Raw genomic sequence first — 26,904 nt, forward strand, 5'->3', positions numbered from 1 at the left:
TTAACGGGCCATCAGCTCTCAGCACTGCTCTCCTTCTTGCCGTTGGCCGCCTTCCGGTCGGTCTCTACCCGGGCGCTCAGTGCGTCAGCGATTCTCTGGTCGGCTTGCGCTTGTCGGCCTCGAAGTCCTGTGGAATCCGCTTTCCCGGATGAGCCTGTGGCTCAGTTGGCTCGTGATTTTGATGGCATGGCTGGGCGATCAGTGGGCGAGTTGGTGGAGCCAGTCGCGGAGGAGGGCGGTTTCGGTCGGGCGGAGCGGGAGGGGGGCCCCGTCCGCGGCGGTGAGGGCGGCATCGAGGGCGAGGGCGCGGGAGGCGAGGCCGGGGTCGGTGGCCGGGGGCGGGTCGGTGGTGAGGGAGTCGATGAGGGTGTCGCGCATTCTCGTGGAGATCTCCGGGTCGCGGTCCTCGGCAGGCACGCAGATCAGCGACAGGGTGGCGCCCGTGACGGCGGCCAGCAAGAGGCGGGCGGCGAGGGCGGGGGGGATCCGGAGGCGGCCGGCGGTGGCGGCGCGGTCGAGGAACTTCAGTAGGAGGTCGTGGGCCCTGTCGGCGGCGGGTGGGCGGCGGCCGGGCCGGTCGGTGCCGTACATCAGCAGGTAGAAGGCGGGGTGGCGCAGGCCGAAGTCGACGTGGATGTCCCAGCCGCGGCGCATGTCGTCGACCGGGTCATCGGTGTGCGCCAGGGTGCGCTTCTCGGCCAGGTAGAGCTCGAAGGCGTGGATGGCCAAGGCCGCGAGGAGGCCGTCCTTGTCGCCGAAGAGCTGGTAGAGGGATGCGGCGCGGATGCCGGCCGCCGCGGCGACCGAGCGGGTGGAGACCGCCTGGGCGCCCTCCCGTTCCAGGATGTCGGCCGCTACCTCGAGGATGTGCCGCCGGGTACGGGTCTTCGCATCGTCCACGGTTGCAATGCTACGGCATTTCGCGTATCACTGAAACGAACAGTGATACGCGGATCGGCGTGGCAGTGATACATCGAGGGGGAAGCCAGTGGATCGTGTCGGATACGGCGCCATGCAGCTCGCCGGACCGAACGTGTGGGGGCCGCCGGTCGACCCCGGGTCGGCGCGGCGGGTGCTGCGCCTGGCGGTCGAGCTGGGAGTCACGTTCTTCGACACCGCGAACGCCTACGGGCCGCGTACGGTGAACCGGCTGATCGGGGAGGCGCTGCGGCCGTTCCCGGAGGGGGTGATCGTCGGCAACAAGGTCGGCGCCGGGCGCGGCCCAGGCGGGTCGTGGATCATCACCGACCACCCGGACACGGTCCGCCGGCAGGTCCACGAGGCGCTGACCGACCTGGGTACGGAGGTGAGCGAGCTGACGTACCTGCGGCTCGGCGGCGACACTCCTGGTGCGCAGAGCGAGGAGAGCGACGTGCCGCTGGAGGACTCGCTCGGCGTGCTCGTCGAACTGCGCGACCAGGGGCTCATCCGCCGCATCGGTCTGTCCGGCGCGACGCCGCAGATGCTGGCTCGCGCGCAGAAGATGACGCCGATCGCGGCCGTGCAGAACCGCTTCAACCTGCTCGACCGCAGCGGTGTCCAGGTCCTCGCCGACTGCGAGGCGCAGGGCATCATGTTCGTTCCCTACTTCCCGCTGGCCTCTGGGCGGCTCACCAGCTACGACGCGCTGACCGGCCCCGCGGAGCGCCTCGGCGCGACGCTGGCCCAGGTAGCGCTGGCCTGGCTGCTACGCCGTTCCCCTGCCATGGTCATCATCCCCGGCACGACCAACCCCGATCACCTGCGCACCAACATCGCCGCGGCCGAGGTCGCCGAGAACCTGACCGACGCCGAGGTAGCCCGCCTGACCGGCCTCGTCGACGAGTCGAAGGCCGTCCTCGACCAGCCACACCAGTCCACGCTCGACGCGCTCAGGTCCGCGGCGGAGAGCCACCGCTGAACAACAGCTCGACGGCGGCGGCCACCTCGCCGGCTGGCCGCCGCCCGTCGAGCTCCACCGAGGCATCCCGCCCGAGCAGCGGCCCGACCTCGCAGACGTGACGTCAGAACATCACTTCTGATTGATCGCCTTCGGCGCCAGGCCGAACCTGGGTACGTCCCTCCTCGGCACACAGCCTGAGAACTGCTAGGCAGGCGTGCGTGTCGATCCGGGTGAGATCGCGGACTCATCGCGGTCAATGTGATCAGCATGGTAGAGAGCCTGTGCCAGCAAGCGTCGGACGTGTTCGTCAGCGGCGGTGTAGTAGACGAAGGTCCCTTCGCGCCGGCCCTTGACCAATCCGGCGAGGCGAAGCTTGGCCAAGTGCTGGCTGACTGCCGTGGGGGCGGCCTGGGCGAGTTCGGCCAGGCAGGCCACGGACGACTCCCCTTGCAGCAACGCCCACATGATTTTTATCCGCGTCGGGTCGGACAGCAGTCGGAACGACTCGGCGGCCAGCTGCACCTGTTCCTCGTTCGGCATGTCGAAGTCGGGCAGCGAGGTGTGCATGCCGCCAGCATAACCCGAAAGGCCACTTGCTTGCGTATCTGCATAAGTGCGCATATACGATGACACAATGACTGTGGACCTGGAAACCTCCCCGCAGCCTGACGCCACGTCAGCACTGCCTGATCGGCTGCCTTCCCGTCGCTCCAGCACCTGGGCGCTGCCTGAGGTGCGTTGGGCGCTGGCGGCAACGGCGCTGTTCGCAGCGGGTGGTATCTGCCAACTCGGCGGAGCGCCATCGTGGCTGTGGTGGAGCCTCTACCTGGCCTGCTACGCCGCTGGAGGATGGGAGCCCGGCCTGGCAGGGCTGAAGGCGCTACGTAACAGAACATTGGATGTCGATCTGCTGATGGTGGCTGCGGCGATCGGCGCCGCCGCGATCGGGCAGGTCTTCGACGGCGCACTGTTGATCGTCATCTTTGCCACCTCCGGAGCGTTGGAAGCGGTGGCCACCAAGCGCACCTCCGACTCTGTCCGAGGGTTGCTCGACCTGACGCCCGACCGGGCGACGCGCGTGACCGATTCCGGTGACGAACACATCGTTGAGGCCGTCGCGCTGGCCGTTGGCGACATCATCGTGGTGCGGCCTGGAGAGCGGATCAGCGCTGACGGCGAAGTGGTCGCCGGTGCCGGCGACGTCGACCAGGCGTCCATCACCGGGGAGAGCCTGCCCGTCGACAAGCAGCCGGGCGACGAGGTCTTCGCGGGAACCCTGAACGGCACCGGCGTTTTGCGCGTACGGGTGACCCGACCAGCGAGCGAGACGGTAATCGCCCGGATTGTCGCCATGGTGGAGCAGGCCAGCGCCACCAGGGCCCGTACTCAATTGCTCATCGAGAAGGTCGAGCAGCGATATTCCCTGGTCATGGTCATCGCCACCATCGCCTTGTTCGCGCTGCCGCTGCTGTGGGGCGTGGCTGTGCAGGACAGTTTGCTCCGCGCGATGACCTTCATGATCGTCGCATCGCCGTGCGCGGTCGTGCTCGCCACCATGCCCCCGCTCTTGGCCGCCATCGCCACCGCCGGCCGTCATGGAGTGCTGGTCAAGTCCGCTGTGGTGATGGAACACCTCGCCTCCATCACTCGGGTCGCCTTCGACAAGACCGGCACCCTCACCGAGGGCCGCCCCCACATCGCCCAGATCCGCCCTCTGCCCGGCACCAGCATGAGCCGTGATGACCTGCTCACGCTGGCCGCATCAGCCGAGGCGGGCTCGGAGCATCCGCTGGGCCGCGCGATCGTGCAAGCCGCCCGTCACGCCAACCTGACCTGGCCTACCGCCGAAACATTCGAATCGCTACCCGGACGTGGTGTCCGTGCCCAGGTGAACGGACATTCAGTGGAGATCGGCAGCCCCGTACGCCTCCCCGACCGCTCAGGCGCGGCGCACGCGGTAGTGACCGAACTGGAGGACAGCGGCCACAGTGCCGTGCTGATGCACCTGGACAGTCAGCCGGTCGCCGTCTTGGCTCTGGCCGACCGTATTCGAGCCGGCGCCGCGGATGTGATCGCCCGCCTGAACGCCATGACCGATTCCCCACCAGTCCTGTTGACCGGTGACAACCCTCATGCCGCAAATCGGCTGGCCGGCTTGGTCGGCATCAGGGACGTACGTGCCGGACTACTGCCCGAACAGAAAGTGGAGGAAGTACGCCGGCTGGAGAACGGAGAGGCACGGGTGGCGCTGGTCGGCGACGGCGTGAACGACGTCCCCGCGCTGGCATCCGCACACGTGGGCATCGCCATGGGCCGTCACGGGTCCGACCTCGCGCTCGACACGGCCGACGCGGTCATCACCCGTGATGACCTCGGCACCATACCCGCTGTAATAGCTCTGGCCCGACGCGCCCGCCGTCTGGTCGTCGCCAACCTCGTCGTTGCCGCGACATTCATCGCCGTTCTGGTCGCCTGGGACCTGATCGGCGAGCTGCCCCTCCCCCTCGGCGTGGCCGGTCACGAGGGCTCCACGGTAATCGTCGGTCTCAACGGCCTGCGCCTGCTGCGCGACGCGGCCTGGCGACGAGCATCCGCCGCCCCTTCGACCCAAGGCGAAGGTCTTGAGCCGAGTGAACGCATTGAGGTCGTGACGTGAGCCCGCTGGACATCGACCACTCCGAAAACCGTTGGACACGGTCCGGGGCGCTCCGCAATCATCCGCGCTGTGACAGATGAGCCCGAACGCCGGCCACCAGCCCGTACGGACCTGAGGTCAGTGAGATTTGTCGATCTGACGAGCACGGCCATGGCCGCCTTGCTGGAGGACGACCTTGCCCGGGCCAGTGCCGAGGCAGGAGTCGAGCTCACGGACTACTTCCTCACCGATCAGGCAAAGTGGGTCTGGCGGTATCGGGTCAATCAGCTGGCCACGGACCCGGGTAGCGCGGGGTGGCTCACCCGAGCCGTAGTGGCCGAGCCCGAGGGCGTCGTGGTGGGGTATGCCGGGTTCCATGGGCCGCCGGATGAGACGGGCATGGTGGAGATCGGTTATTCGGTGGCTCCCGGCTACCGCCGTCAGGGGTACGCCAGGACGATGTTGACCGAGTTGATGCGTCGGGCCGTAGCCGAATCCGGAGTGAGAACCGCGCGGGTGACGATCAGCCCCGAGAACACCGCGTCCCTGGCCACTATCTCCGGATTCGGCTTCGTCGAGGTCGGAGAGCAGTGGGACGAGGTGGACGGCCTCGAGCTCATATTCGAAGTCCCTGTCTGAATGAGCTGCTGCCAGAAAGCGAGGTCGCGAGCCTGATCGCCGGGCCATTAGCGGCCATGAAGGGGCGGTCAGCAGCGGGCACTCGTGGACTGTTTCTCGCCCAGGTCGGGGCCGTTGTCCGCCGTAGCCCGGCGGCTCAATCGACCAGGCGGTGTTCCCACGCCCAGGCCGCGATCTCCACCCGGTTGCGGGCGCCCAGCTTCATGTGCACGCTGCCCAGATGCGTCTTGACGGTGCCGACGGCGATGAACAGATGCTCGGCGATTTCCGCGTTGGTCAGGCCTCGGGCGATCAACTTCACCACGTCGAGTTCCCGCGGCGACAGGCCCGCGTCGTCGTGCGCCCGGGCCGGGGGGCTGAGATGCTTCAGCAGCCGCACCGTGATCGACGGGCTGATCATGGCATCGCCCGACACCGCCGCCCGGACCGCCTCCACCAGTAGTGCCGGCCCCGAGTCCTTGAGCAGGAACCCGCACGCGCCGGTGCTCAGTGCCGTGTGCACGTATTCGTCGAGATCGAAGGTGGTCACCACGACCACTTTGATCGGGTCGGCGACATCCTTGCCCGCCAGCAGCCGGAGCGCCTCCAGGCCGTCCATCCGGGGCATCCGGATGTCCAGCAGCACCACATCGGGCCGGAGCCGCCGGGCCAGGTCGACCGCGGCCACGCCGTCCGCCGCCTCGCCCACCACTTCCATGTCCGGCTGGCTGTCGATGATCATGCTGAAGCCGGTCCGGACCATGGCCTGATCGTCGGCGATCACTACTCGAATCACCGCGCCGCCTCGTGTTCGAGCGGCAGCTCCGCGTCGACCACCCAGCCACCCCCGGCACCGGGCCCGGCGGAGAACCGTCCGCCGAGGGCATGGACCCGCTCGGTGAGGCCCATGAGACCGTACCGGTGCTGTCGCCGGGGCCCGGCGGCGCGCGGGGTGGCGCCATCATCCGTCACCCGGACGAAAAGGGACTCCGGGCCGCGGGAGATCTGCACGTCGATCGATCGGGCGCCGGCCGCGTGTCTGCGGGTGTTCGTCAACGCCTCCATCACCACCCGGTAGGCCGTCGTGGAGACCTCGACGGGAATCCCGTCCAGATCTCCGTCAACGTTCAGGTGGGCCACCGGCGCACCTGAACCGTTGAAGCCCGCCAGCAACGGGTTGAGCTCCGTGAGCCCGGCCAGCGGCGTCAACGGCGCGTCCGGTGCGGCGTGCGGGTCGCGCAGCACGCCCACCATCCGCCGCATCGAGTTCATCGTCTCCGCGCCGGCCTGCTCGATCTGTTCCAGGGCGAGGATCACCCGCTGCGGATCCTGCTCGGCGATGAACCGCGCGCCCTGTGCCTGAACCACGATTCCCGTGACGTGGTGGGCGATGAAGTCATGCAGTTCCCGGGCGAACTCGGCGCGCTGCTCGGCCCGCATCGTGACGAGAACCTGCTCCCGCCCACGGTCCAGGAACCGCAGGTAGGCCCCACCCGCGCTCGCGCCGGCCACGCCGAGGGCGACGAGGAGCGCGGCTATGACGTACTGGTCGTCGGCGACACCGCGCAACGGCAGCAGGACCCCGGCCAGCCCAAGGGCCAGAACCGCGGCGACCGACGACCTGGGCGCCCCCCGGCGCGCCACCACGTAAATGCTCGCGAGCAGGCCGCACGTCTCGGCGAAGCCCCACGCGCCCGCCGGGCCGAACCCGGCCCTCAGCGTGGCGACGGTGCCGGCGATCGACGCGGCGGCGAGCAGCAGAGCCAGCGACGGCAGGCGTCGGGAGTTCTGCGGGTGTTCGGGGAGCCAGACGCCTACGGTGGCCACGGCCAGCCCCACCCGCGCCAGGGACAGCACAAGGCCGACAGGGGAGAGCTGGAGCATGCCGTAGCGCAGGTCGATGATCCCGAGCAACGCCATCACGATCAGCCCGGCCACCTGGCCCAGGCGTAACCACAAGCGTCGGATCTGCGGCATCGTCATCGTGACCAGCGTAGTCAGAGTGCGGGATGCCGAAATCGGCCGAAAGGTAGAGCCGGTGCCGGGCAGATCCCTGCCCTGAGGCCGATGCGCCGTCCCGTGCCCGGCAGCGAAGCTTTTCCAGAGCCGACAGCCGCCTTCAAGAGGCCCCCGGTCCGCTCAGCGGGACCTCCCACTCCCACGCGCCCTGGCCCTGACAGGCCGCTGCCCCCCGAAGCAGGAAACCCGGCCGGAAACCGAATCAGCCGCCCGGGGGCTCCCGCGCGCCCTTCCTCACGCTGACCAAGGAGAATCGTGACGACCGTTCGGATTCACGACGGGAACGCCCGGACCACGCCCGGTGCCGACGCGACCCGGCAACGGGCACAGTGGGCGGACGTCGCCAAGGGCGCCTGCATCATCCTCGTGGTGTTGTGGCATGTCATCGTCAAGGACTATCTGCAGATCAGATGGCATGCCGGCTCTCCCGTCCCCAGTGCCTGGGGAACACTGGGCGAGCAGCTTCTGCCGCTTCGGATGCCGCTGTTCTTCACCATCTCAGGGGTTTTCGCGGCGAACGCCGTAAACCGCCCGTGGCGGGTGCTGGGCAGATCCCGCGTCGCCAAATTCCTGTACTTGTACGCCGTCTGGCTGCTCATCCACACCGTGATCCTGGCCGCGGTCCCGGATTTCGACACCGCCCACGCCGATTCCGTGCTCGGGCTGGTGGAACAGCTGACCATCACCCCGTCCAACCTCTGGTACCTGTACGCCCTCGCGCTCTATTTCGCGTTCGCCAGGGCCGTACGGTGGGCGCCGCGGCCGGTGATCTTCGCGGCCGCCGCGGCCCTGTCCGTCATCACGGCCGCCGGCGTGCTCGCCACCCCGGGCGACCGTGGCGGTGTCTACCAGAACCTGGTGTTCTTCCTCGGCGGTCTGTACTTCAAGCCGTACGTCGAACGGTGGGCGACGACCGCCACGAACCGCCGCCTGGCCCTGACCCTCGTGGCGTACGCCGCGGCGCTGACGGTCATGGCCGTGACCGGCGGTCAGCGGTGGGTGGGGGTGTGGCCGGCGGTGTCCGTCGCGGCGGTGGCCTTCGGCGTGACCGCCGCCGCGCGAGTGGGCAGGTGGCGCCCGGTGGGGGACGCGCTCGCCGCCCTCGGACGACGAACGCTGCCGATCTACGTCATCCACATGCCGCTGCTCGCCCTGCTGCACGGGTTCCTCGTCGGTCCGATGTCCGGGCTGGGTGGCATCGGACAGGCGCTTATGGTGGCGGAGTATCCGATTCTGCTGACCGCCGCGGTGATCGGCCTGAGCCTGGCGATCCACCGCGGGCTGCTCGTAGTGCGCGCGACGTGGCTGTTCGAAGTTCCCCGACGGCGGCGACAGGCCGCACCGCGGCGGACCTGAGCGCTTCACCCGTGGAGCGCTCGACGGAGGCGCATCCGGGGTGTCGGCGGCTACGAAGAGGACGGGGTGGAACAGGGAGCGCCCGTGCTCGCCGACAGGTCTGGCCGCTGCTTCGCCGAGGGACGATGGGCGGCCATCCAGCCTGTCGCGAAGTCGACCAGAGCACGCTGGGACATCAAGCGTGCCGTCGCGCAGCCGACCTTGCCGGACATGGCCGCGCCCGTGGCCTCGAAATCGGTGCCGAGCCGCTCGAAGTCGTCCGTATCGGGCACCACGTCGATCCAGGTGATCCACTGGCTTGCCCCGTCGGGCTGCCGGACAGAGGCGCCGGTGATGGCGCGTGGCGGTGATGCCTGCCGCCACTCGGCCAGATGGAGCGACGTGTTCGAGCCGTGCTCGCACCCCAGCAGCAGCACCTTCCCATCCAGCCGGTACACCGCGCCGAGCGGTGAGCGCTCCCCCAGCGCGTCGTCGAGTCGGTGCCCGTCGACGATGTCCGCCGCGTGCGTGCCAAGCGCGGCGAACGAGACGTGTGGATGATCGCTGCGCAGGGCGCCGGGCCAGGTGCGGACCGTCTCGGCGATGACGCCCATCCACTGACTCGGTGTACGCAACGGGTCGAAGCCGGGCGCCTGTTCGCGGATCACCGGCCACCACTCCACAGGGACGGGCGGATGCCGCCAGCCGGCCGGATCGGTGTTCGCAGGCGTGTGGGTCGGCACGACGAGGGTGCCGTCCGGGCCGAGCACGTCGAGCAACGCCTGCACGACGGTCTGGGGGCCGCCGGCGACAAAGCCGATGCTTCTCATCGACGAGTGCAGGAGCACGACGTCGCCCGCGGTCACGCCGAGCGCGTGCAGGTCCGCCGCAAGAGACCGAGCCGTGTGGGGCAGGGGCTGATCCATTCGGCGGAGTGTAGCCGGGGCGCGCCCGCAGGCCCGCCGCCCGTCGCGGGGCCGTCCTCTCTAACACTGCACGCGCTGCCTGCGGCGGCTACTGGAGCCGGTGGCGCACCCAGACGTTGGGTTCGACGTACACCGCGCGGCCGTGGTCGGTGTCGCAGTGGACGGGCACCAGCGCCCCCGGAACCTCTACGTCGCCCGTCCTGTCGAACGGAAGGCCGGTCCAGCCTCGCCACTCCTCAAGGGTGCCCGCCACCACCATGGAGCGCCGGGCGATCTTTTCGATCACTCCGCCCGCACGTACGTGCACGCGCAGCCAGGGATCGACCGGCAGGCCGTCCTCGCGGCGGAGCGCGGCGTAGTCGGCCATAGGGACGCGGGGCTGGAGGTGCTTCCTGTTGGGACGTACGGGGGCGAACAGCTCGCTGAAGCCGAGCCCGGCGGCCTGGGCGCGCATGGCGTCGAGCATGACGGACGCCAGGCCCCTGCCCAGCAGATCGGCCTTGATCGTGATCTCCAGTGCCGACACCGCGTCGGGGGTGCTACCGCGTCGTCGTGCCGCGGTGGCGCGCCAGAGCACGCCGTCCCAGCCGTCGTCGGGCAGCTCGTCGTCTCCGAGGACGAAGGGCACAGAGAAGGCGCGCGCCACGACGGCATCAGGATCGGCGCGGTCCACGGCGACCAGTGCGAACTCCGCGTACTGGTCGGCCACGATCGGATAGAACAAATTGGCGGCCGGGTCCTCGTTCATGAAGGCCGGCCAGATGTGGGGCATGCTCCACATCTGCGGTTCGAGTTCGGGACGCTCCGCAAGCGTGGTGATCTGCAGCTCCATGGCCGGATCCTCGCAAACCGCACTCGTTGTCATCAAAGCGTTTTGTCCCCGTTGGCCAGGATGCCGAGCACGACATCCGTAAGCGCTGCCCCAGATGAGAACGTGTAGGTGGGGGGTTCCGGCCCAGGGCGAGCCGACCGTTGATACGGCTGGTTGCGTCCTTCGGCTATGAAGAGGACGCCGGCGGGGCGCCCCTTGCCCACCGGCAGATCGCGAGCCTGACCGCCGGGCCTGTCAGAGCTGGGAAGAGAGCCATCCGTCCGAAGACTGGATGGTCTCCAGAAGGACGTCCTCATCGAACCGCAGCAGGACCCCCGAGGCGCTCACCCGCGTGGGGGTTGGCTTCGTCACCACCGTTCGCCGCGGAGGCGCGGGCTTCGAGGCCGTATTGTCGAGCCGTGGGAAAAGGGCGAGGGCCGTCGCGCCCGCCGCCGGTGGCGGCGGAAGCGGCTCAGTATTCGAGAACGGCGTGGGCGGCCACGGTGTCGCTGGAGGCGTTGGGCCGCACTTCGGTGATGCGCTCGGCCAGCAGCAGCGCAGCGGCGAGCCCGCCCTCCGACTTGTCACCGACCAATCCGAGCTCGGCCCGGTCGGCCAGGTAGTCCTCCGGGATGCCATCCTCGTCGCCGGGAAACAGCGGATCGAAGGAGAGGATTTCGCGGCCGTCAGCGTAATGCACGAAGGACGCGAGCCTGTTCACGTTGACGAAGACACTCGCCGTGACCGTCCCGGCCGACAAGGGCCGCAGGACCTCGTCCAGCGTGCCGGCGTAGCCGTTCCACTCGCTCAGAATGGTCCCGCCCTCGGCCGGCCGGGCACAGATGAGGCCCTCATCGATTTCGCCTTCTTCGTCATCGCCGTCGAACACGTCGATGCCAAAGCGGGCCAGCGCCTCGTGCGGGGTGAGGCCGCGGACGAAGGTCGCGCAGAAGGCGTCGTCATCGAGCCACTCGTAGCCGCTCATGGGAATCCTGTTTTTTCCTGGGGACAGATCACGGAGATCCTGGCATACGAGTGCGACAAAAGGTTCGGGCATTCGATTCGCCGTCCCTCCGGCGCCGGGTAGCTGGCCGGCAGCGATCACCTGGGGCAGCGGGTGGTCGCGTGGTTCAGCGCATGAAGAGTTTGAAGATGGCTCCCACCTTCATGGCGGCACGGTCGGCGTCCCCGTCCGCGATCGCCTGGACCAGCTCGCGGTGGTGGCGGTGCGCCGCGGCCTCGTCCTCGTTCTTCTCGTCGCGCATGTGGGCGGCGAAGATGTCGAGCATGCTGGCGTACAGCTTGACGTAGAGAGGGTTGTGCGTCGCCGCCACGATCGCCCGGTGCAGGGCGAGGTCCGCGCTCGCGCGCAGGTCGGGGTCGTCGGACGACCAGCTCGCTTCCCGGCGGTCGCACAGCTCGCGGAGCAGTTCGACGTCGGCGTCCGAGCGGTTCATCGCGGCCAGTGACGCTGCGGCGCTGTCCAGGGCAAGGCGGAGTTCCAGGTAGTGGCGACGGGTGCCGCCGCCGAGCTGACGTTCGAGAGTGCCCGTCAGCTCGGAAGTGGAGATGACGAAGGTGCCGCGGCCCTGCTCACGGCGTAGCAGACCCGCGTGCACCAGTGACTGCACCGCCTCGCGCACGGTGTTCCGGCCGATCCCGAACTGTGCCACCAGTGCGGCCTCGGACGGTATCCGCTCACCGACCGGCCAGCGTCCGGAGGTCACCTCCTCGCGGAAGCGCTCGGCGGCCTGGTCGATAAGACCCACTCGACGCACCGGCTGTCGCGTGTCAGACTCTTCGTGGGTCATCCCATAATCCCATCATCTGCTGACCTTACACTGGAGTATAACGTGACAGCGCTCTCCTCGTCGCTCGTTCCGTTACGCCGTGGGCGTCTGACCCTGTGGGCCTGGGTCGCCATCGCCCTGACAGCGGTCAACCTGCGAACGGCCGTGACCGGGTTCACTCCGCTCCTGGAAATCATCGGATCCGATCTCGGCTTCGGGGTGGCGCTGTCGGGCCTGCTCGGCACGGTGCCTGCGGCGTCCTTCGGCATCTTCGGGTTTCTCGCCCCGGCGGTGACGAGGAGGTTCGGACTCGAGCGCACGGCCACTGTGGCGCTGGGCCTGACGGCCCTGTCGCTCCTGACGCGCGCCTTCTCGCCGGCGCCCTCGCTGCTGCTGCTTTCGACCGTGCTGGCACTGGCCGGAATCGGAGCCGCGAACGTCGTGATCGTTCCGCTGGTCAAGGCATGGTTCGCCGACCGGGTGGCGCTGGGAACCTCGCTCTACCTGATCCTCCTGCAGGCCGGTCAGTTCACCGCCCCGCTCCTCGCGGTTCCGATAGCTGAAGCGGCGACGTGGCGGCTCTCGGTGGGCATCTGGGCGGGACCGGCCGCGGTGGCCTGTGTGGTCTGGCTCGTCCTGGCGCTCAGGCTGCCCGCCGATCACCACGCGCCCGCGGCCGTGACGGCTGCCGATGCGCGACCGAGGATCAGCCGGTCATCGACGGCCTGGGGCCTGGTGATCCTCTTCGCGATGATGTCGCTGTCCAACTACGCGATCATCACCTGGGTCCCGGCCGTGCTCACCGACGCGGGAGGCAGCGCGGCCCTGGGCGGAACCATGGTCGCGCTCTACTCGGCGTGGGGCATGCTCGCGGCCTTGGTCGTTCCCCACCTGGCCACGCGCATGACGAACCCGTTCGTCGTGGTCGTCGGGTGCGCGGTCTTCCTGGTGGCGGGATACCTGGGCCTGCTCCTGTCCCCGCTCGGCGGCACGCTGGTATGGGTGTGCGCGCTGGGGATCGGGGTGAGCACCTTCCCGCTCTGCATGACCCTCATCAACCGCCGGACCAGGAGCCCGCAGACGGCCTCCGCCGTGTCGGGCTTCGTTCAGGGCATCGGTTATGGACTGGCGTGCGTCGGCCCGATCGGTCTGGGCCTGCTGCGCGAGGCGACCGGATCGTGGTCGGTCCCGCTCGTGGTGCTCGCCGCGACCGCCGTCCCAGGGGCGATCGCCGGCTGGTTCGCCTGCCGTCCTCGCTTCGTGGAGGACGACGCGCCGCAGCCGGCGAAGCCCGACGCCGAACAGCAGCCGCTCGAACGGGGTTAGTCGCAGCGGCCGAGGCACGGCCGGAGTGGCCTGCGGTGCGGGGTGGGGGGTACGCACCGCAGGCCACGGACGCGGGTCAGCTGTTCCAGGTCCACTTCTGGTTCGTGCCGCCGTGGCAGGAGTACAGCTGGATCTTGGTGCCGTTGCCCGTGCCGGCTCCGACGGCGTCCAGGCACAGCCCGGACTGGACGCCCTGGATGGAGCCGTCCGAGTTGAGGCGCCACTTCTGGTTGTCGCCGCCCCAGCAGCTGTAGATCTGGACCTTGACGCCGTTGCCGGTGCCGGCCGCGTCGAGGCACTTGTTGCCGTAGACCCGGAGCTCCTGCGAGGAGGTGTAGCTCCACTGCTGGTTGCTGCCGCCGTGGCAGTCCCAGATCTGCACCTGGGTGCCGTCGTTGGTGCTGGCGTTCGGCACGTCGAGGCAGCGGCCGGAGGCCACCCCCCTGACCGCCCCGCTACCGCCACCGGGGGTCGGAGACACGGTCGGGCTGGGGGTCGGGCTGGGGGTCGGGCTGCCGCCGGGTGACGGGGAGGGGCTGCTGTCGCCGAGCGTGAGGTTCTTCTGCTGGACCTGCCACTGCGTGTTGCACAGGCCGCAGTTGGGGCCGACGAAGTTGGTGCCGGCCGTGGTGTCGCCCTTCAGCCGCCACTTGAGGTAGAGCACCGCCACACGGCCGAACTCGCCGCCGTTGGTCTGCGTGTAGGTGCCACCGTGCCCGACGTTCAGGTTGCCCATGAACGCGGGCAGGCCCGCGGGCAACTTGCCCCAGTCGTCCATGGCGTTCGGGTAGGCGATGTCACTGGGACCGCCGATGAAGTAGGCGATCGGCTTCGTCAGCCGGTAGAGCTGGTAGTCGTCGGAGTCGTTCAACAGGCCGCTGCTGAAGATGGTGGTCGTGGTGATGCGCGAGTCGTTCGAAACGGCGTAGGCCTCCAGCCCGCCGCAGGACCAGCCCCCTACGGCGATCTTGCTGGTGTCGATCTTGCCGTTGTATTTGCTGCCCTGACGGTTGTTCTCCGCGACCGCCCAGTCGATGGACTGGGTGAGCATCTGGGACGTCGTCGATCCGGAACCGCCCGGGCTGCCGCTGGCGATGACCAGGAATCCGTGCGAGGCGATCTCACGGAGGAAGGGCAGTTGTCCCGTCCCGTCGGCGGAGCATCCTCCGTTGCCCCATACGAAAACGGGGAGTTTTTCGGACGGGAGGGTGTTGGGCCGATAGATGGTGTGATTGGGCAGGCTGGTGGAGGTCTCGTAATCAGCCGGGTAAGGGCCCGAGCCGCCGGTCGCCGCGGCGGCCGGCGTAGTGGTCAGCGCCACAATTCCGGCGCAGACCGGGGCGACCGCGGCCACCACTAATGCGCTGATGATCGAGCGTTTTCTCATTTCGCCCTCCGACAGTGTCACGACGGCACTCCGCGCCGGACGTCGCATACGGGCGCACGCCGAGGGAGTCCGACAACGGAAACGGCAGCTCCCACCGCGGCCAGGCTGGTGGGCGCCGACCGAATCTGGAGATCGATGTGGCGAACAATCGACTGCAGGTTTCGCCCGTGTCAGGCGAAACGAGCCGATGAGAGCAGCGTGCAGTTAATATCACGGTGGTAATAAAAAGTGTCAAGCAACGGCATTCGGGCAGTCGGCCGGCAGGCGTGCGGACCGATGACGCCCCTTGATCATCCGGGTCCGGGCGTGGGCCGGCCGGCTGGAGGAAGGGCATGACCGGCTCCTGCCTCGTGCCGGGAGGACAGGCCGGTGCCGGTCACTCCGGCGCAGGTCACGATGCCCGTCGGCCCGAGGCTTCGGCGAAATCTCGTACGGCGGAGGGCCGGCCGAGAAGGCACGTGCCGCGGCGGGCACGGAACGCGCTCCGGCGGACGGGCAGGCCGTTCGAGCGCGTGAAAGTTTCTTCAGCCGTTGCCGCCGATGCCGTCTCCGCCGAAGCCGTCTCCGCCGATGCCGTCCCCGCTGACGGAGGCCGCGACCTCCGACGCCTCGAAGTGGGTGATCCATGACGCGGCGTCCGGCCAGTATGGTGTCGCGACCTCGATGAGCCGCGCCTCGGCGAGCGAGCCCAGAGCGGAGTGGATCTCCAGCATGAGTTCCCTGGCCGCCTGGCGGGGCCACGGTGCCGGCAGGAGGTGCTCGGGGAGGTCAGGGTCGATGTCCGGGAACTTCCGCCAGGAGTCCATGACGGAGGTCCGGGCCACCAGCGCCCGGGTCGCGTCGACATCCCCGTTGCGGACGGCCACCCGCAGGTCCGAATACCGCGCGATGAAAGCCTCGTAGGCCGAGGCGAGGCCGGCCAGATCGTACGCGGCGGCCGGGCCGTGCGGGCCGGTCTCCTCGGCGAACCGCGTGATCATCACCGACCATCGAGCGCCGTCGACGTCGTCGAGGATGTCGCGCAGCGCCTGACTCACCGGGGCCGGGTCGGATCCCGGCCGGATCCACACGCTGTCGTACAGCCGTGCGAAACCCAGCGCGCCCAGAGCCTTGCGGACCGCGTGCCGAGGGGCCTGCCCGGTCTGTGCCTGCCCTGATTGTGTCTGCCCGGATTGTGTCTGCCCGGATTGTGGCTGCGCTGATTGGGGGATCGAGAAGGAGACCGTCACCCACTCGCCGGTCCATTGCCGCGGGCGAGCGCCGAAGCTCAGGAAATGATCCATCCTGGCACGATGCCTGGCGATCGCCTGAGGAGTGAGGTGATAGACGGGCGGCCGCCCGGAACCCCGTACGGCGATCAATCCCCGCTTGGTCAGCCGGGACAGCGCGGCCCGCGCGCTGGGCTCGCTGATGCCGAACTCCCTGAGTATCGCGACCACCGCCATCGAGGGAAGGCTCGCGTCGTCGGAGTCGAGGTACTCGCCGAGCAGGGTCGTCAGCAGGTGCTGCGGGTTGGGGCCGACCTGCGCGCGTGGGGCTCCGGCATCGCCGCGAGGTGCGTGGTCACTCACGCCATCAGCTTGCCTCACGACGACGCCCCTGCCGTACGGGTACGTGATCGCGGGGCGGCTCGGTCCCCAGGTGGAGGGCGATCCGACGGCCGAGCCGCCGGTGCCCTGCGCCGTACAGGGCGAGCCCGAAAACATAAAGCCGCCGGGCCGATTGTTTCAGGAACATTGCCCGGAAAATCTTGACGCTCCGGTTGGCAGCAGCCTAGTGTCCTGGATCAACGATCCGCATGACAACTCCGAAAGTTTCATACTCAAGGGTGATGTCAGAGGGCTTGTAACCGAAAGACCAGGTCGGCATGGCGGTGCCGAACCTGTCGGGCACGTGCGAACCGAAGCCTGAAGCGGCACGGCGCCGTCACCGTTCTGCACGCGTAGGAGGTGTCCGGCGAGCGCAGCGCACTCCCGCTGCCGGGCCGCGCATCACATCCCTGACCACCAGCAAGCGAAAAGAGGTCGCCGTGAAGCTCCGCAAAGTCTCAGCGGTCGCGCTCGCCGCTACCGCGGCCCTCAGCATGGCAGCGTGCTCAGGCTCGTCGTCCGAGACTTCCTCCGGCGGGTCGGACAGCAAGTCGTTCGAGTTCTGGTCGTTCACCGGGATCAACGCGAAGGGGTCCGCCGAGGAGTACAAGAAGATCAGGCCGGACGTCGAGATCAAGCTGACGGAGGTGGGGAACGCGCAGGAGACGGCGCAGGCGCTCACCACCGCACTCGCCGGCGGCAAAGTGCCCGACCTGGTGCTGATCCAGGGCGACGACCTGCCCAAGTTCGTCCAGCAGCCGCAGAACTTCGTCGACCTGCGCACGATGGGCGCCGACAAGATCAAGGGCGACTACCTCGACTGGGTGATCAGCCAGTCCACGACCAAGGACGGCGCGATCATCGGCATCCCGACCGACGTCGGCGGCATGGCCATCGCCTACCGGGCCGACCTGTTCAAGGAAGCCGGGCTGCCGACGGACCGCGAGGAGGTCGGCAAGCTCTGGCCCACCTGGGACGCCTTCATCGAGACCGGCAAGAAGTACACGGCGGCCACCGGCAAGGCGTTCATCGACAACGCCGGCGGGAGCATCTACTCGCAGGTGGTCAACCAGGGGGATCAGAAGTACTACGACCCCGCGGGCAACCTGGTGTACGAACAGAGCCCCCAGGCCAAGACCGCCTTCGATCTGGCGCTCAAGGCCGTGGCCGCCGGGATCACCGCCAAGCAGAGCACGTTCACCGAAGGCTGGAGCGCCGCGATGAAGAGGGGGGACTTCGCCGTCGTGTCGGCACCGGTCTGGTTGCTCGGCTCCATCCGCGACAACGCCCCCGACACCGCGGGCAAGTGGGACATCGCCACGATCCCCGGCGGCTCGGGCAACTGGGGCGGCAGCTTCCTCGCCATTCCCAAGGGCGCCAAGAACCCGCAGGCCGCCTGGGACTACATCGCCGCCACGCAGTCGCCGCAGGGCCAGCTCGATCACTTCGCTCAGGCCAGGTCACTGCCCTCGACCCCGTCGGTCTACCAGGACCCGAAGCTCACCTCGGTCAAGGACCCGTTCTTCTCCGGCGCGCCCATCGGCACGATCTACACCAACTCGCTGCTCGGCCTGAAGCCGTTCGTCATCGGGCCGGACAGCACCACGATCGGCATCGAGTTCACGAACGCCATCGCCAACGTCGAGCAGGGCAAGGGTGATCCCGCGAAGGCGTGGGACGCGGCGGTGACCAATATCAAGAACGCGATCGGCGGCTAGGGAGACCACGACCCAGGACCTTTCGCATACGCCGCCGGCGCGGGCCGTCCCCCCGGCCCGCGCCGGCGGCGAGGAAGTGAGCAACCGTGACGACGAGCATCAGTGCCACCGAGGTGGGCCTGCCCCCGGCCCCGCCGGAGGAGACGGCGCGGCGTCGTTTCACCGAGATCGTCGCCCCCTACGCCTACATCGCCCCGTTCTTCGTGCTCTTCGCGGTGTTCGGCCTCATCCCGCTGCTGTTCACCTTCTACGTGGCGCTGTTCGACTGGAACCCGATCGGCGAGCACGTGTTCGTCGGCCTGGACAACTTCAGCCGGCTGGCCGGGGACGTGCGGTTCTGGAACGCGGCGCGCAACACCGTGAGCATCTGGCTGCTGTCCACCGTGCCGCAGTTGCTGATCGCGCTGGTGCTCGCGCACCTGCTCAACCACGTACGGCTGCGCCTGGCTCTGTTCTTCCGCATGACGATGCTCGTGCCGTACATCACCTCGGTGGCCGCCACCGCCATCGTGTTCGCCCAGATGTTCGACCGTGACTACGGGTTGCTGAACTGGCTGCTCGGCCTGATGGGCTTCGAGCACATCGACTTCACCCAGTCGGTGGTGGGGAGCCATGTGCTGATCGCTGTCATGGTGACGTGGCGGTGGTTCGGCTACACGGCGCTGCTCTATCTGGCCTCCCTGCAGGCCGTTCCCCGGGCGATCTACGAGGCGGCCGCCGTCGACGGAGCGGGAGGCGTGCGGCAGTTCCGGCACATCTCCCTCCCCGCGTTGCGCCCGGTCATCGTGTTCACGATCGTGACCTCGACGATCGGCGGGCTGCAGATCTTCACCGAGGCCCTGCTCATCAACCGCGGCGCGCCCAACACCTGCGGGCCGATCCGCCAGTGCCAGACGCTCACGCTCTTCCTGTTCGAGCAGGGGTTCACCCAGTTCAAGTTCGGCTACGCCGCGGCGATCGGCGTGGCGCTTTTCGTGATGGTCGTCGCGCTCGCCGGCCTCAACTACTTCCTGTCCACCCGGATCCGCCCGGTCAAGGGCTGAGGGGGCGATCATGCGCACGACGAGGCCGCGCTCGGGTGATCGGGTCCGATGGTGGGTCTACGCGCTGCTGGCGCTCGCCGCCTTCGCCTGCCTGTTCCCCCTGTACTGGATGTTCATCGTCGCCACCACCGACACCGCGACGGCGATCAAGCTGCCGCCCGAGATCGTGCCGGGCGGCAACTTCTTCCACCTCGCCGGGCTGGTGTTCTCGACCGTGCCGTTCGTCCGGTCGATCGTCAACAGCCTGATCGTGGCCGGGTCGATCGGCGTGGGCCAGGCGGTGCTGTGCGCGCTGGCGGGCTTCGCGTTCGCCAAGATGCGCTTCCGCGGCCGCAACGCGCTGTTCCTGTTCGTCGTCCTGACGATGACCGTGCCGACCCAGCTCGCCATCGTCCCCCAGTACATGATCATCTCGTCGCTGGGCTGGGTTGACACGCTCCAGGCGCTGATCGTCCCCGGGCTGGCCAACGCCTTCGGCATCTTCTGGATGCGCCAGCACATCGCGTCCGCGATCAGTGACGAGATCCTTCAGGCGGCCCGCATCGACGGGGCGTCGACCTGGCAGGTCTTCTGGCGCGTCGCGTTCCCGCTGGTGCGTCCCGCCGCCTTCGTGCTCGGTCTGCTGGGCTTCGTCACCGCGTGGAACGACTTCCTGTGGCCGTTCGTGGTGCTGAAGTCGCCGGAGATGTACACCGTCCAGATCGCGATCAAGGCGCTGCAGAACAGCTTCAACATCGACCTCGGCCTCGCCATGTCCGGGTCGTTCCTCGCCACCCTCCCGCTGCTCGTCCTGTTCGTCTTCGTCGGGCGGCGCATGGTGGCCGGGATCATGAACGGCGCCTTCAAGGGCTGAGGCCGCCGGCCCCCTGTAGCCGGCCGCCTCGCCGGGCGAGGCGGCCGGCCCGTTCGGCGTCAGGCCTGGATCTGCTTCTCGTTCCAGGTGTAGTAGATGTAGGTGCTGCCGGGCCCGGTCATCGTGCCGTAGACCTGCCAGAAGCTGTTGGGGTCGAGGGAGTAGCGGAAGATCTTGTCTCCGGGCCGGTCGTCCACGAACACGGTCTGTGTCCCGTTGTTCCAGATCCGCACCTCGATGGTGAACGTCTCGGTGTCCGGGATGTCGAGACAGACCTCATACGTGTACGCCAGCGGACCGCCGATGTTGTAGCTGCGACCGTCCACCGCCGGCCGCTGGACATTGGTGGGGACGTAGCTGGTCAGAGTCCGTGTGTATCCGCCCGTGGAGCAGTCGACCGCGGGGGTGGCCGCGGACGCGGGACCGATGCCGGTGAGCGTGGCGCCGAGGACGCCGGTGGCGACGGCGAGAACGGAGATGGTGCGCTTCATGCCTCTCCTCATCCGTGCGGGACCCTTCGCCAAATAGTTGAAGGATGAACCGATTCTGGCGTGGTCGCCTTATCCCGACAAGTCCGGACAAGAATCCCTGAAACTTTCAGTCAAGCGGGTCACGTCCAACTGCTGGACCGGCCGCACTGGAAAAATCGGTTCAAATCAGAGCCCGCGACGGGACGGATTCACAGCACCATCCCGGCTTGGGACAGGTCCGTAGAAGCGCCGCATCGCCGTCATGCCGGGCCACTGTCCGATGAGGATCGGGTGTTCCTCATTGCCGTTATCAACGCCGGAACCGCGTCGCCATTTCGCATCCGGCCAATGCGGCCGAGCCGGACGGATTGTGCCTTTCTGTGCGGCCCTTCAAGGGTCGGGCCGCCCCCACCTCTTCATCCGCCCCGTACCTCCCGGAGCCGCGCGTACGGCTCAGCCGTGGGCGCGCATGGCGGCGATCAGCCAGGTGAAGGCGGGCACGGCCGGCGGAGCGGGTCCACGGCCGTTGAGCACGGCGATCAGCTCCCAGTAGCGCTCCACCCGGGCGTCCGCGACGGTCTCGAGCCAGCGGCGCAGCTCGTCGCGTTCGCCGGATGGCATGCCGGGCCTGATGATCCGGTCGAGAACCGCCCGGCCTTCGGCCGAGTCCGGTGGAATGGGCTCGGCCGTCGCCCGGCCGGCGTGCCGCAGGGCCAGCGCACGGAGCTCATAGCCGTGGCGCGACGCCACGGGTGAGGCGCCGGCCAGGGCGATCCGCCGGAGCCGCTGCCGGAAGTCCTCGTCGGCGACCAGGTCGGTCAGCTCGATCCAGGCGTCCACCTGGTCCGGCGCCGGATCGTCCGGCAGCTCGTCGGGCAGCTCCCGCATCCACTCCGCGACCACCTCGGCGTCGCCGTCCAGCGCGATCCCCGAGAACGTGTTCTCGACGAACTCGTCGATGACCTGCTGCCGCTGGGCGGCGGACAGATGGGCGAGCTTGTGCGTCATCGTCGTCTCCTCGGTTGTGCCGCCGCGCTTGGCGATCGTGCGGAGCACGGCGCGGCGAAGCTTCAGAGCCCTGATCTCCGCGTCCAGCGCCTGGGCGTGCACCTCGGCGACCTCGGCCACCGTCGCCTGCCGCGCCAGGATGCGCCGTACGGCCTCCAGCCCGATGCCGAGTTCGCGCAGGGCCCGGACCAGGTCGAACCGGGCCACTGCGGCGGCGTCGTAGAGGCGGTATCCACCGGCCGAGCGGCCGGTGGGTGCGATCAGGCCGCTGTCGGACCAGAAGCGGATGGTGTGCACAGAAAGGCCGGTACGCCGAGCGATCTGGCCTACGGTGTACAGCTCTGTTCCGTCAGTCACACGACGAGCCTGCACCTTCGAGCGGCTCGAGACTCAAGCCGGACGACGTACGCGGCTCAGGCGCGCGCGAATTCGAGGATCGCGCCGACGAACTCCCGGGGCTGTTCGAGATGGCCCATGTGCCCGCTGTTCTCGAGCACCTTCAGGCGGGAACCCGTGATGATCTCGTGAGCGAGGCGTGCCCAGCGCGTGCCGCCGAAGAAGTCGTGCACACCGGAAATGATCAGTGTGGGGACGTCGAGCGAGCGGAGCCGGTCCCGTACGTCGAACGGCGCGGGCTCCTCGCCGCGCATCGGGTCGATCCAGGCGCTCAGGGCGGCGCGCAGCGGCTCCAGCTCCTGCTCGTTCGCCCAGTAGTCGCCGAAGTACAGCGGAAGGATCTCCCGCAGAGATGTGGTGTACGCCTCGTCGTCCTGGGCCGCCAGCGCTCGCTGGAACGCGGCCGGGATCTCGGCGGCCGCGGGCCGGTGGGGGAGGCGCTGCGGAAACCTGCCGATGTTCGCCATCGCGTCGGCCCAGAACTCCTCTCCCGTGACCGGCGAGGTGGAGTAGAGGATCGCTCCGGCGACGCGATCGGGATGATCGAGGGCGTAGCGCTGGACGACGAATCCGCCGTGCGAGTGGCCGAGCAGGAAGACCTTGGGCGCGCCCAGATGCTCGACCACGCCATGGACGAACCGGGCGTAGGTGTCGATCCGGTAGTCGCGGCTGTCGTCGAGGCGGCCGGAGGACCCGGTGCCGATCGGCTCCAGATAGACCATGGTCAGGTGCTCTTCCAGGGCCGGCACCCGCAGGTACTCCCAGGCGATGCCCGGGCCGCCCGAATGCACCAGGCACACCGGGCCGGTGCCCGCGACGTGGAAGACCTGCCGCGTCCCCTCGATGCTGATCTCGTGCCTGCCCTGCGCGAGGGGGCGGGAGATGGTGGAGCTCATTCGTCATCCCTTGTATTTCAGCCGATGTATTTCAGCCGACGACCGATCGATGGACTCGGACGGGGACATTCGCCGACTCGGCGGTCGTCAGGCGAGATCGGGGCTCATGGGAGGGTCTCCCCGTCCGTGATGCGCGCAGGCGGTTTTCCGCCTCACACGAGCGGCCGGTCAGGCGGGAGGGGCTCGAGTGACGCCTGCTGAACTGTAGCGTTGCCGCCGGTAGATCTTGTGACCGGCCTCGCCGCACGGATCGGGGCCGTGCGACGACGACCGTGCCCGGGGCCTTGCGACGACGACCGTGCCGCCGCTCAGCGGCCGGAGCCGGATGCCGCCTGGACGGCCGCCCGGACCTGCTGGGCGAATCCCCGCACGGTGTAGCCGTCGGGAAGGCTGTCGATCAGCACGAGATCGGAGATGGCGTTGTTGACGCGCAGCGGCAGGATGTTCTGGTATTCCGGCGAGTTGTACCACCGGTCGACGGCGGCGCGGTCGGGGAACTCCATCAGGACGACCAGGCCGGGCCAGGCTCCCTCCACGACGCTGACCTCGCCGTTGGCGAGCCACCTGCCGCCGTAGGGCTTCACGGTGGCCTCGACCTCTTCGAGGTAGGACAGGCCCGCTTCGTTGGGGACGTCCCCGGGGATGCGGAGGTGGTTGATCAGGTAGGTGCTCATGTCGACCCTCCCGTCGAGTGGCTGCGCACGCGGGTTCGCCGCAGCGCTGTTTAGATTACAGTCATAATCTAAATGGGCGCACCCATGGCCGGGTCTCGTGACGCACCTCACCGTGCACTCGTGGATCTCCTGGCCGGGCCGGCCGGTATAGATTGCGCTTGTAATCCGGTTCTCCGCGCGGTACGCCGCCCCCGGACACCCGGCATCACGCCACTGATCACGTTCTCGTGATCGATCGAAGTCAGTCGAAGCGGCGAGGGATCGAAGATGAGCCGAGCATCACAGGCCGAGGCACGGGCCAACCGGAAGCGTGTGGTGGAATCCGCTTCGCGACTCTTCCGCGAGAAGGGGGTGCGCGATGTGAGCGTCGCCGACGTCATGCAGTCGGTCGGCATGACGCAGGGCGGCTTCTACAAGCAGTTCGCCTCCAAGGCGGCGCTCGTCGACGAGGCCACGGCCGAGGCCTTCTCCGACATGCTGCGGCGTCTGGCGGCTTTGGAGGGCGACCACGCCGGTCACGATGCCGCGTGGTCGTCGCTGATCGACGCCTACCTGTCACCCGAAGCACGTGACGACCCCGGCAACGGATGCCCGGCGGCCGGGTTCGCCGGCGACTTCGCCCGGGATCCCGAATGGCGCGACACCTACGCCGCCGGGATTCGCGACATGGCCGGGTGGATCGCTCCGGGGGACACCGGGCTGGCGGCCCTGTCCACCCTCGTGGGCGCTCTCCTGCTCGCCCGGGCGACGGTGGGCACCCCTGTCTCCGAAGAGATCCTGCGCGCGGCGAGGAAGGCGGCGGCCCGGCTGACCGAGACACCTGAGCAGTGATCGGCACAGCCGGAGGTCTCAGCGGCCCTGCCCGTTCTCACGCTCAGCCCATGCTCTTGGCGCCGTCCAGGGGCTTGATCTTCTGGTATGGCATGGAAGTCATATGCCTTCCATGTCATACTGTGGGCTGTGGACATCGACTGGCCGGCTGACTTCGGGGCCTGGCTCGACCGGCTTGAGGCGGAAGCCAGGGCAGGTGATCATCGGTCTCGACTGAAGCTGGTCCTCACCGCCCGGGCATTGGATCAGCTGCGGAAGCTAACCGAGCCTCCAAGTAGAGACGAGGAGACGGCCACTCTCCGGTGGGTACGCCAGTCGCGGCGCTATCTGCTGTGGCGAGTCTCACACGCCTACCATCCAGAGGTGGCGATCCGGTTGGTCTGCTGGTTTCCGCCCGAGAGCGGGACCGTTGTCGTCGCACTGTTCGCCGGGGACAAGGCCCGGATGGGGGATGTTTTCTACAACAGCGTTGCCGCCCGGGCGGACGCCCTCATCGATCAGTGGAAACGGGAGACGTCGTACGAGGAGAAGCCATGACCGAGCCGGAGCGGACCTTCGTCCGCGGCAATGACCACCTGGAGCGACTCCTGGCCGATCCGGACATCGCGACCGAGGTCGCCAAGGCACATGAGTCGGCCGAGGAGATGGATCGTGTCTATGCGATGAACCTTGCGATGATCCGCAAGGCCGGGCAGATGACCCAGGTGGAGGTGGCCAGGAAGCTCGGGGTCGGCCAAGGGGTCGTCTCCCGCCTGGAGAACCGTAACGACATGCTGCTGTCCACGCTGTTCGACTACCTGGTGGCCACCGGTGCCGAGGGTGCCAGCATCGTAGTCACCGTCCACGGGCGTCGGATCGAGCTGGACCTCGCACAACTGCGTCAGTCCCAACCCGAGCGGCGCTCAGCTTGAATTCAGCCGACAGGGCGCAGGACGGTGGCGCTGTTTTTCAGGGCGTGAACGTTCATGCCGCCGACCAGCACGGCCGGGGTGCAGCGCGGCGAGGAAGGCGGCGGCTCGGCTGACCGAGACGCCTGCGCAGTGATCGGCCCAGCCGGAGGTCTCAGCGGCGCTGCCCGTTCTCACGGTCAGCCCATGCTCTTGGCGCCGTCCAGGGACTCGCGGATGATGTCGGCGTGACCGGCGTGCTGGGCGGTCTCGGCGATGATGTGCGCCAGCACGCGGCGGGCCGACCAGCGCGCACCGGGCTCGAACCACGGGGCCTTCGGCAGCGGCCAGGTCGCGCCGAGGTCGGGCAGGGTGGCCACCACTTCGTCCGTACGGCGGGCCACCTCGGCGTAGGCGGCCAGCACGCCGGAGAGCGTCTCGCCGGGCTGCATGTGGAACTGGTCGGCCCACCAGGCCTGCTCGGCCTCGGTCATGGTCGCGGCGTCGCCCATCGCCGACGGGCCGTTCAGGATGAAGTCCACCCAGTTGCGCTCGACCAGGGTGACGTGCTTGATCAGGCCGCCCAGGCACAGCTCGCTGGCCGTGGTCTGTTGCGCGGCCTGCTCGTCGGTCAGGTCGCGCGTGGTGAAGCGCAGGAAGTGGCGGCTCTGGGCCAGCGCCGCCAGCAGGTCGGCGCGCTCGCCGCTGATGGCCGGGGTGTCGCCGAGGTCGCCGATGCTCGTCTCGCTGGTGGTCACAGGCTCTGCCTTCCGTTGTTCCGCTCGTCGGTCGGTGACCACACTAGGAGCCATAGCGGTCAGTTTCCGACCTGAATCGACGCGACAATCGAGAACATGGCGAACACCAGCTCGCGGACACTGCGGTTGCTCTCCCTGCTCCAGACCCACCGCTACTGGCAGGGTGGTGAGCTGGCCGAACGGCTGGGAGTCTCCGTACGCACCTTGCGCCGGGACGTCGACCGGCTGCGCGAGCTGGGTTATCCGGTCGAGGCACAGCGCGGCGTCGAGGGCGGTTATCAGCTCGCCGCCGGTGCCGCGCTGCCGCCGCTGGTCATCGACGACGAGGAAGCGGTCGCACTGGCCGTGGGACTGCAGACCGCCGTACTCGGGGCGGTGGAGGGCATCGCCGAGTCGTCGGTGCGGGCGCTGGCCAAGGTGGTGCAGGTGATGCCCGCCCGGTTGCGCCACCGGGTCGAGGCGCTGCGCACGATGACTGTGCCGGCCGGATGGGACGGCCAGGACGCGACGAGCGTCGACCCCGGCGTGCTGACCACGGTCGCGCTGGCCTGCCGCGACCGTGAACGGCTCCGCATCGCCTACACCTCCGCGGACGGCACACGGACCGAGCGGCATGTCGAACCGCATCGGCTGGTCCGTCTCGGCCGCCGCTGGTATCTGGTCGCGTACGACCTCACCCGGCACGACTGGCGGAGCTTCCGGGTCGACCGGCTCGTCGGGCCCGAGAACACCGGCGCCCGGTTCCGTCCCCGGGAGCTGCCCGCCGCCGACGCCGCCGACTTCGTCCGCGCCGGCCTGGACAACCTGCCGCGTCCCTACCGGGTGGAGGTGCTCGCCGACGCTCCGGCCTCCGTCGCGCGCGAACGGATCGGCCGGTGGTGCACCGTCGAGGAGGTCGACGCCGGGCGCTGCCGCATCCGGATGACCACGCACTCCCTGGATTGGCCGATCATGTCGCTGGGCGTGCTCGGCGCGGACTTCAACGTCGTCCACCCGCCCGAACTGCTCGACCGCGTCCACGAATGGGCAGCCCGGTTCCAGCGCGCCTGAAG

At 68.7% G+C, this 26,904-nt stretch carries 27 protein-coding genes; 12 read left to right on the forward strand and 15 right to left on the reverse strand.

What is annotated here, in order from left to right:
* Nucleotides 1–198: 198 nt before the first annotated feature.
* Complete coding sequence (locus HCK04_RS21135; protein WP_142649108.1) at nucleotides 199–900, reverse strand: TetR/AcrR family transcriptional regulator; 702 nt, start codon at nucleotides 898–900, stop codon at nucleotides 199–201.
* A gap of 88 nt (nucleotides 901–988) precedes the next feature.
* Between HCK04_RS21135 and HCK04_RS21140 the strand changes: the two genes are divergently transcribed.
* A complete protein-coding gene (locus tag HCK04_RS21140; protein ID WP_142649109.1) occupies nucleotides 989–1,900 on the forward strand; it encodes an aldo/keto reductase in 912 nt (303 codons plus the stop codon).
* Between the two features lie 186 nt (nucleotides 1,901–2,086).
* Here HCK04_RS21140 and HCK04_RS21145 read toward each other — a convergent pair whose 3' ends face one another.
* Complete coding sequence (locus HCK04_RS21145; protein WP_142649110.1) at nucleotides 2,087–2,449, reverse strand: metalloregulator ArsR/SmtB family transcription factor; 363 nt, start codon at nucleotides 2,447–2,449, stop codon at nucleotides 2,087–2,089.
* A gap of 67 nt (nucleotides 2,450–2,516) precedes the next feature.
* Between HCK04_RS21145 and HCK04_RS21150 the strand changes: the two genes are divergently transcribed.
* Together HCK04_RS21150 and HCK04_RS21155 are read left to right on the forward strand one after the other, a co-directional pair.
* A complete protein-coding gene (locus HCK04_RS21150; RefSeq protein WP_142649111.1) occupies nucleotides 2,517–4,538 on the forward strand; it encodes a heavy metal translocating P-type ATPase in 2,022 nt (673 codons plus the stop codon).
* Nucleotides 4,539–4,688: 150 nt separating this feature from the next.
* Complete coding sequence (locus tag HCK04_RS21155) at nucleotides 4,689–5,156, forward strand: GNAT family N-acetyltransferase (RefSeq protein WP_205830530.1); 468 nt, start codon at nucleotides 4,689–4,691, stop codon at nucleotides 5,154–5,156.
* A 136-nt stretch (nucleotides 5,157–5,292) separates the two neighbouring features.
* Here HCK04_RS21155 and HCK04_RS21160 read toward each other — a convergent pair whose 3' ends face one another.
* Both HCK04_RS21160 and HCK04_RS21165 read right to left on the reverse strand, forming a co-directional pair.
* Nucleotides 5,293–5,931 (reverse strand): response regulator transcription factor, encoded by a 639-nt coding sequence (locus HCK04_RS21160; protein ID WP_142649113.1) that lies wholly within the window; start codon nucleotides 5,929–5,931, stop codon nucleotides 5,293–5,295.
* A complete protein-coding gene (locus HCK04_RS21165) occupies nucleotides 5,928–7,118 on the reverse strand; it encodes a histidine kinase (RefSeq protein WP_205830531.1) in 1,191 nt (396 codons plus the stop codon). Before HCK04_RS21165 ends, HCK04_RS21160 begins: the two co-directional genes overlap by 4 nt.
* A gap of 291 nt (nucleotides 7,119–7,409) precedes the next feature.
* Between HCK04_RS21165 and HCK04_RS21170 the strand changes: the two genes are divergently transcribed.
* Nucleotides 7,410–8,510, forward strand: coding sequence for an acyltransferase family protein (locus HCK04_RS21170; RefSeq protein WP_205830532.1), 1,101 nt, complete (start codon nucleotides 7,410–7,412; stop codon nucleotides 8,508–8,510).
* A 50-nt stretch (nucleotides 8,511–8,560) separates the two neighbouring features.
* Here the strand turns inward: HCK04_RS21170 and HCK04_RS21175 are convergent, their stop codons facing one another.
* The 4 genes from HCK04_RS21175 to HCK04_RS21190 form a co-directional block, all read right to left on the reverse strand.
* Nucleotides 8,561–9,355 (reverse strand): AAC(3) family N-acetyltransferase, encoded by a 795-nt coding sequence (locus HCK04_RS21175; protein ID WP_312845755.1) that lies wholly within the window; start codon nucleotides 9,353–9,355, stop codon nucleotides 8,561–8,563.
* A gap of 148 nt (nucleotides 9,356–9,503) precedes the next feature.
* Nucleotides 9,504–10,247, reverse strand: coding sequence for an N-acetyltransferase (locus tag HCK04_RS21180; RefSeq protein ID WP_142649115.1), 744 nt, complete (start codon nucleotides 10,245–10,247; stop codon nucleotides 9,504–9,506).
* 451 nt (nucleotides 10,248–10,698) lie between these two features.
* Nucleotides 10,699–11,211: a DUF6461 domain-containing protein gene (locus HCK04_RS21185; RefSeq protein ID WP_142649116.1), complete on the reverse strand. Its 513-nt coding sequence runs from the start codon at nucleotides 11,209–11,211 to the stop codon at nucleotides 10,699–10,701.
* A 145-nt stretch (nucleotides 11,212–11,356) separates the two neighbouring features.
* Entirely contained in the window at nucleotides 11,357–11,995 is a 639-nt protein-coding gene (locus HCK04_RS21190) for an FCD domain-containing protein (protein ID WP_312845756.1), read from the reverse strand.
* 84 nt (nucleotides 11,996–12,079) lie between these two features.
* On the opposite strand from HCK04_RS21190, the gene HCK04_RS21195 reads away from it, so the two are divergent.
* Nucleotides 12,080–13,342 (forward strand): MFS transporter, encoded by a 1,263-nt coding sequence (locus HCK04_RS21195; protein WP_205830533.1) that lies wholly within the window; start codon nucleotides 12,080–12,082, stop codon nucleotides 13,340–13,342.
* Between the two features lie 76 nt (nucleotides 13,343–13,418).
* Here the strand turns inward: HCK04_RS21195 and HCK04_RS42605 are convergent, their stop codons facing one another.
* Both HCK04_RS42605 and HCK04_RS21205 read right to left on the reverse strand, forming a co-directional pair.
* Nucleotides 13,419–14,729, reverse strand: coding sequence for an RICIN domain-containing protein (locus HCK04_RS42605; RefSeq protein WP_142649118.1), 1,311 nt, complete (start codon nucleotides 14,727–14,729; stop codon nucleotides 13,419–13,421).
* Between the two features lie 524 nt (nucleotides 14,730–15,253).
* Nucleotides 15,254–16,300 (reverse strand): PaaX family transcriptional regulator C-terminal domain-containing protein, encoded by a 1,047-nt coding sequence (locus HCK04_RS21205; RefSeq protein ID WP_205830534.1) that lies wholly within the window; start codon nucleotides 16,298–16,300, stop codon nucleotides 15,254–15,256.
* 458 nt (nucleotides 16,301–16,758) lie between these two features.
* Here HCK04_RS21205 and HCK04_RS21210 point away from each other — a divergent pair, with 458 nt between their 5' ends.
* The 3 genes from HCK04_RS21210 to HCK04_RS21220 all read left to right on the forward strand — a co-directional run bounded on the left by HCK04_RS21210 (nucleotide 16,759) and on the right by HCK04_RS21220 (nucleotide 19,932).
* Nucleotides 16,759–18,036 (forward strand): extracellular solute-binding protein, encoded by a 1,278-nt coding sequence (locus HCK04_RS21210; RefSeq protein WP_142649120.1) that lies wholly within the window; start codon nucleotides 16,759–16,761, stop codon nucleotides 18,034–18,036.
* An 86-nt stretch (nucleotides 18,037–18,122) separates the two neighbouring features.
* Nucleotides 18,123–19,079: a sugar ABC transporter permease gene (locus HCK04_RS21215; RefSeq protein WP_260617357.1), complete on the forward strand. Its 957-nt coding sequence runs from the start codon at nucleotides 18,123–18,125 to the stop codon at nucleotides 19,077–19,079.
* Between the two features lie 10 nt (nucleotides 19,080–19,089).
* On the forward strand, nucleotides 19,090–19,932 hold the full coding sequence (locus HCK04_RS21220; protein ID WP_142649121.1) for a carbohydrate ABC transporter permease: 843 nt from the start codon (nucleotides 19,090–19,092) through the stop codon (nucleotides 19,930–19,932).
* Between the two features lie 59 nt (nucleotides 19,933–19,991).
* Here HCK04_RS21220 and HCK04_RS21225 read toward each other — a convergent pair whose 3' ends face one another.
* The 4 genes from HCK04_RS21225 to HCK04_RS21240 all read right to left on the reverse strand — a co-directional run bounded on the left by HCK04_RS21225 (nucleotide 19,992) and on the right by HCK04_RS21240 (nucleotide 23,376).
* Nucleotides 19,992–20,423: a hypothetical protein gene (locus tag HCK04_RS21225; RefSeq protein ID WP_142649122.1), complete on the reverse strand. Its 432-nt coding sequence runs from the start codon at nucleotides 20,421–20,423 to the stop codon at nucleotides 19,992–19,994.
* 432 nt (nucleotides 20,424–20,855) lie between these two features.
* Entirely contained in the window at nucleotides 20,856–21,782 is a 927-nt protein-coding gene (locus HCK04_RS21230) for a MerR family transcriptional regulator (protein WP_312845757.1), read from the reverse strand.
* Between the two features lie 41 nt (nucleotides 21,783–21,823).
* Nucleotides 21,824–22,702, reverse strand: a complete 879-nt coding sequence (locus tag HCK04_RS21235) for an alpha/beta hydrolase (RefSeq protein WP_142649124.1) — start codon at nucleotides 22,700–22,702, stop codon at nucleotides 21,824–21,826.
* Nucleotides 22,703–23,010: 308 nt separating this feature from the next.
* A complete protein-coding gene (locus tag HCK04_RS21240; RefSeq protein ID WP_142649125.1) occupies nucleotides 23,011–23,376 on the reverse strand; it encodes a DUF1330 domain-containing protein in 366 nt (121 codons plus the stop codon).
* 267 nt (nucleotides 23,377–23,643) lie between these two features.
* On the opposite strand from HCK04_RS21240, the gene HCK04_RS21245 reads away from it, so the two are divergent.
* The 3 genes from HCK04_RS21245 to HCK04_RS21255 all read left to right on the forward strand — a co-directional run bounded on the left by HCK04_RS21245 (nucleotide 23,644) and on the right by HCK04_RS21255 (nucleotide 25,118).
* On the forward strand, nucleotides 23,644–24,207 hold the full coding sequence (locus HCK04_RS21245; protein WP_142649126.1) for a TetR/AcrR family transcriptional regulator: 564 nt from the start codon (nucleotides 23,644–23,646) through the stop codon (nucleotides 24,205–24,207).
* A gap of 129 nt (nucleotides 24,208–24,336) precedes the next feature.
* A complete protein-coding gene (locus HCK04_RS21250) occupies nucleotides 24,337–24,744 on the forward strand; it encodes a hypothetical protein (RefSeq protein WP_142649127.1) in 408 nt (135 codons plus the stop codon).
* Entirely contained in the window at nucleotides 24,741–25,118 is a 378-nt protein-coding gene (locus tag HCK04_RS21255) for a helix-turn-helix domain-containing protein (RefSeq protein ID WP_142649128.1), read from the forward strand. The genes HCK04_RS21250 and HCK04_RS21255 overlap by 4 nt, the downstream gene beginning before the upstream one ends.
* Nucleotides 25,119–25,294: 176 nt before the next feature.
* On the opposite strand, the gene HCK04_RS21260 is transcribed toward HCK04_RS21255, so the two are convergent.
* The gene (locus HCK04_RS21260) at nucleotides 25,295–25,852 is read right to left on the reverse strand and encodes a DinB family protein (protein WP_260617358.1); all 558 of its coding nucleotides are present in this window, start codon (nucleotides 25,850–25,852) and stop codon (nucleotides 25,295–25,297) included.
* Between the two features lie 96 nt (nucleotides 25,853–25,948).
* On the opposite strand from HCK04_RS21260, the gene HCK04_RS21265 reads away from it, so the two are divergent.
* The gene (locus tag HCK04_RS21265) at nucleotides 25,949–26,902 is read left to right on the forward strand and encodes a YafY family protein (protein WP_142649130.1); all 954 of its coding nucleotides are present in this window, start codon (nucleotides 25,949–25,951) and stop codon (nucleotides 26,900–26,902) included.
* Nucleotides 26,903–26,904 lie beyond the last annotated feature (2 nt).

The organism is Microbispora sp. CL1-1 (assembly GCF_012034195.1).
Lineage (GTDB): Bacteria > Actinomycetota > Actinomycetes > Streptosporangiales > Streptosporangiaceae > Microbispora.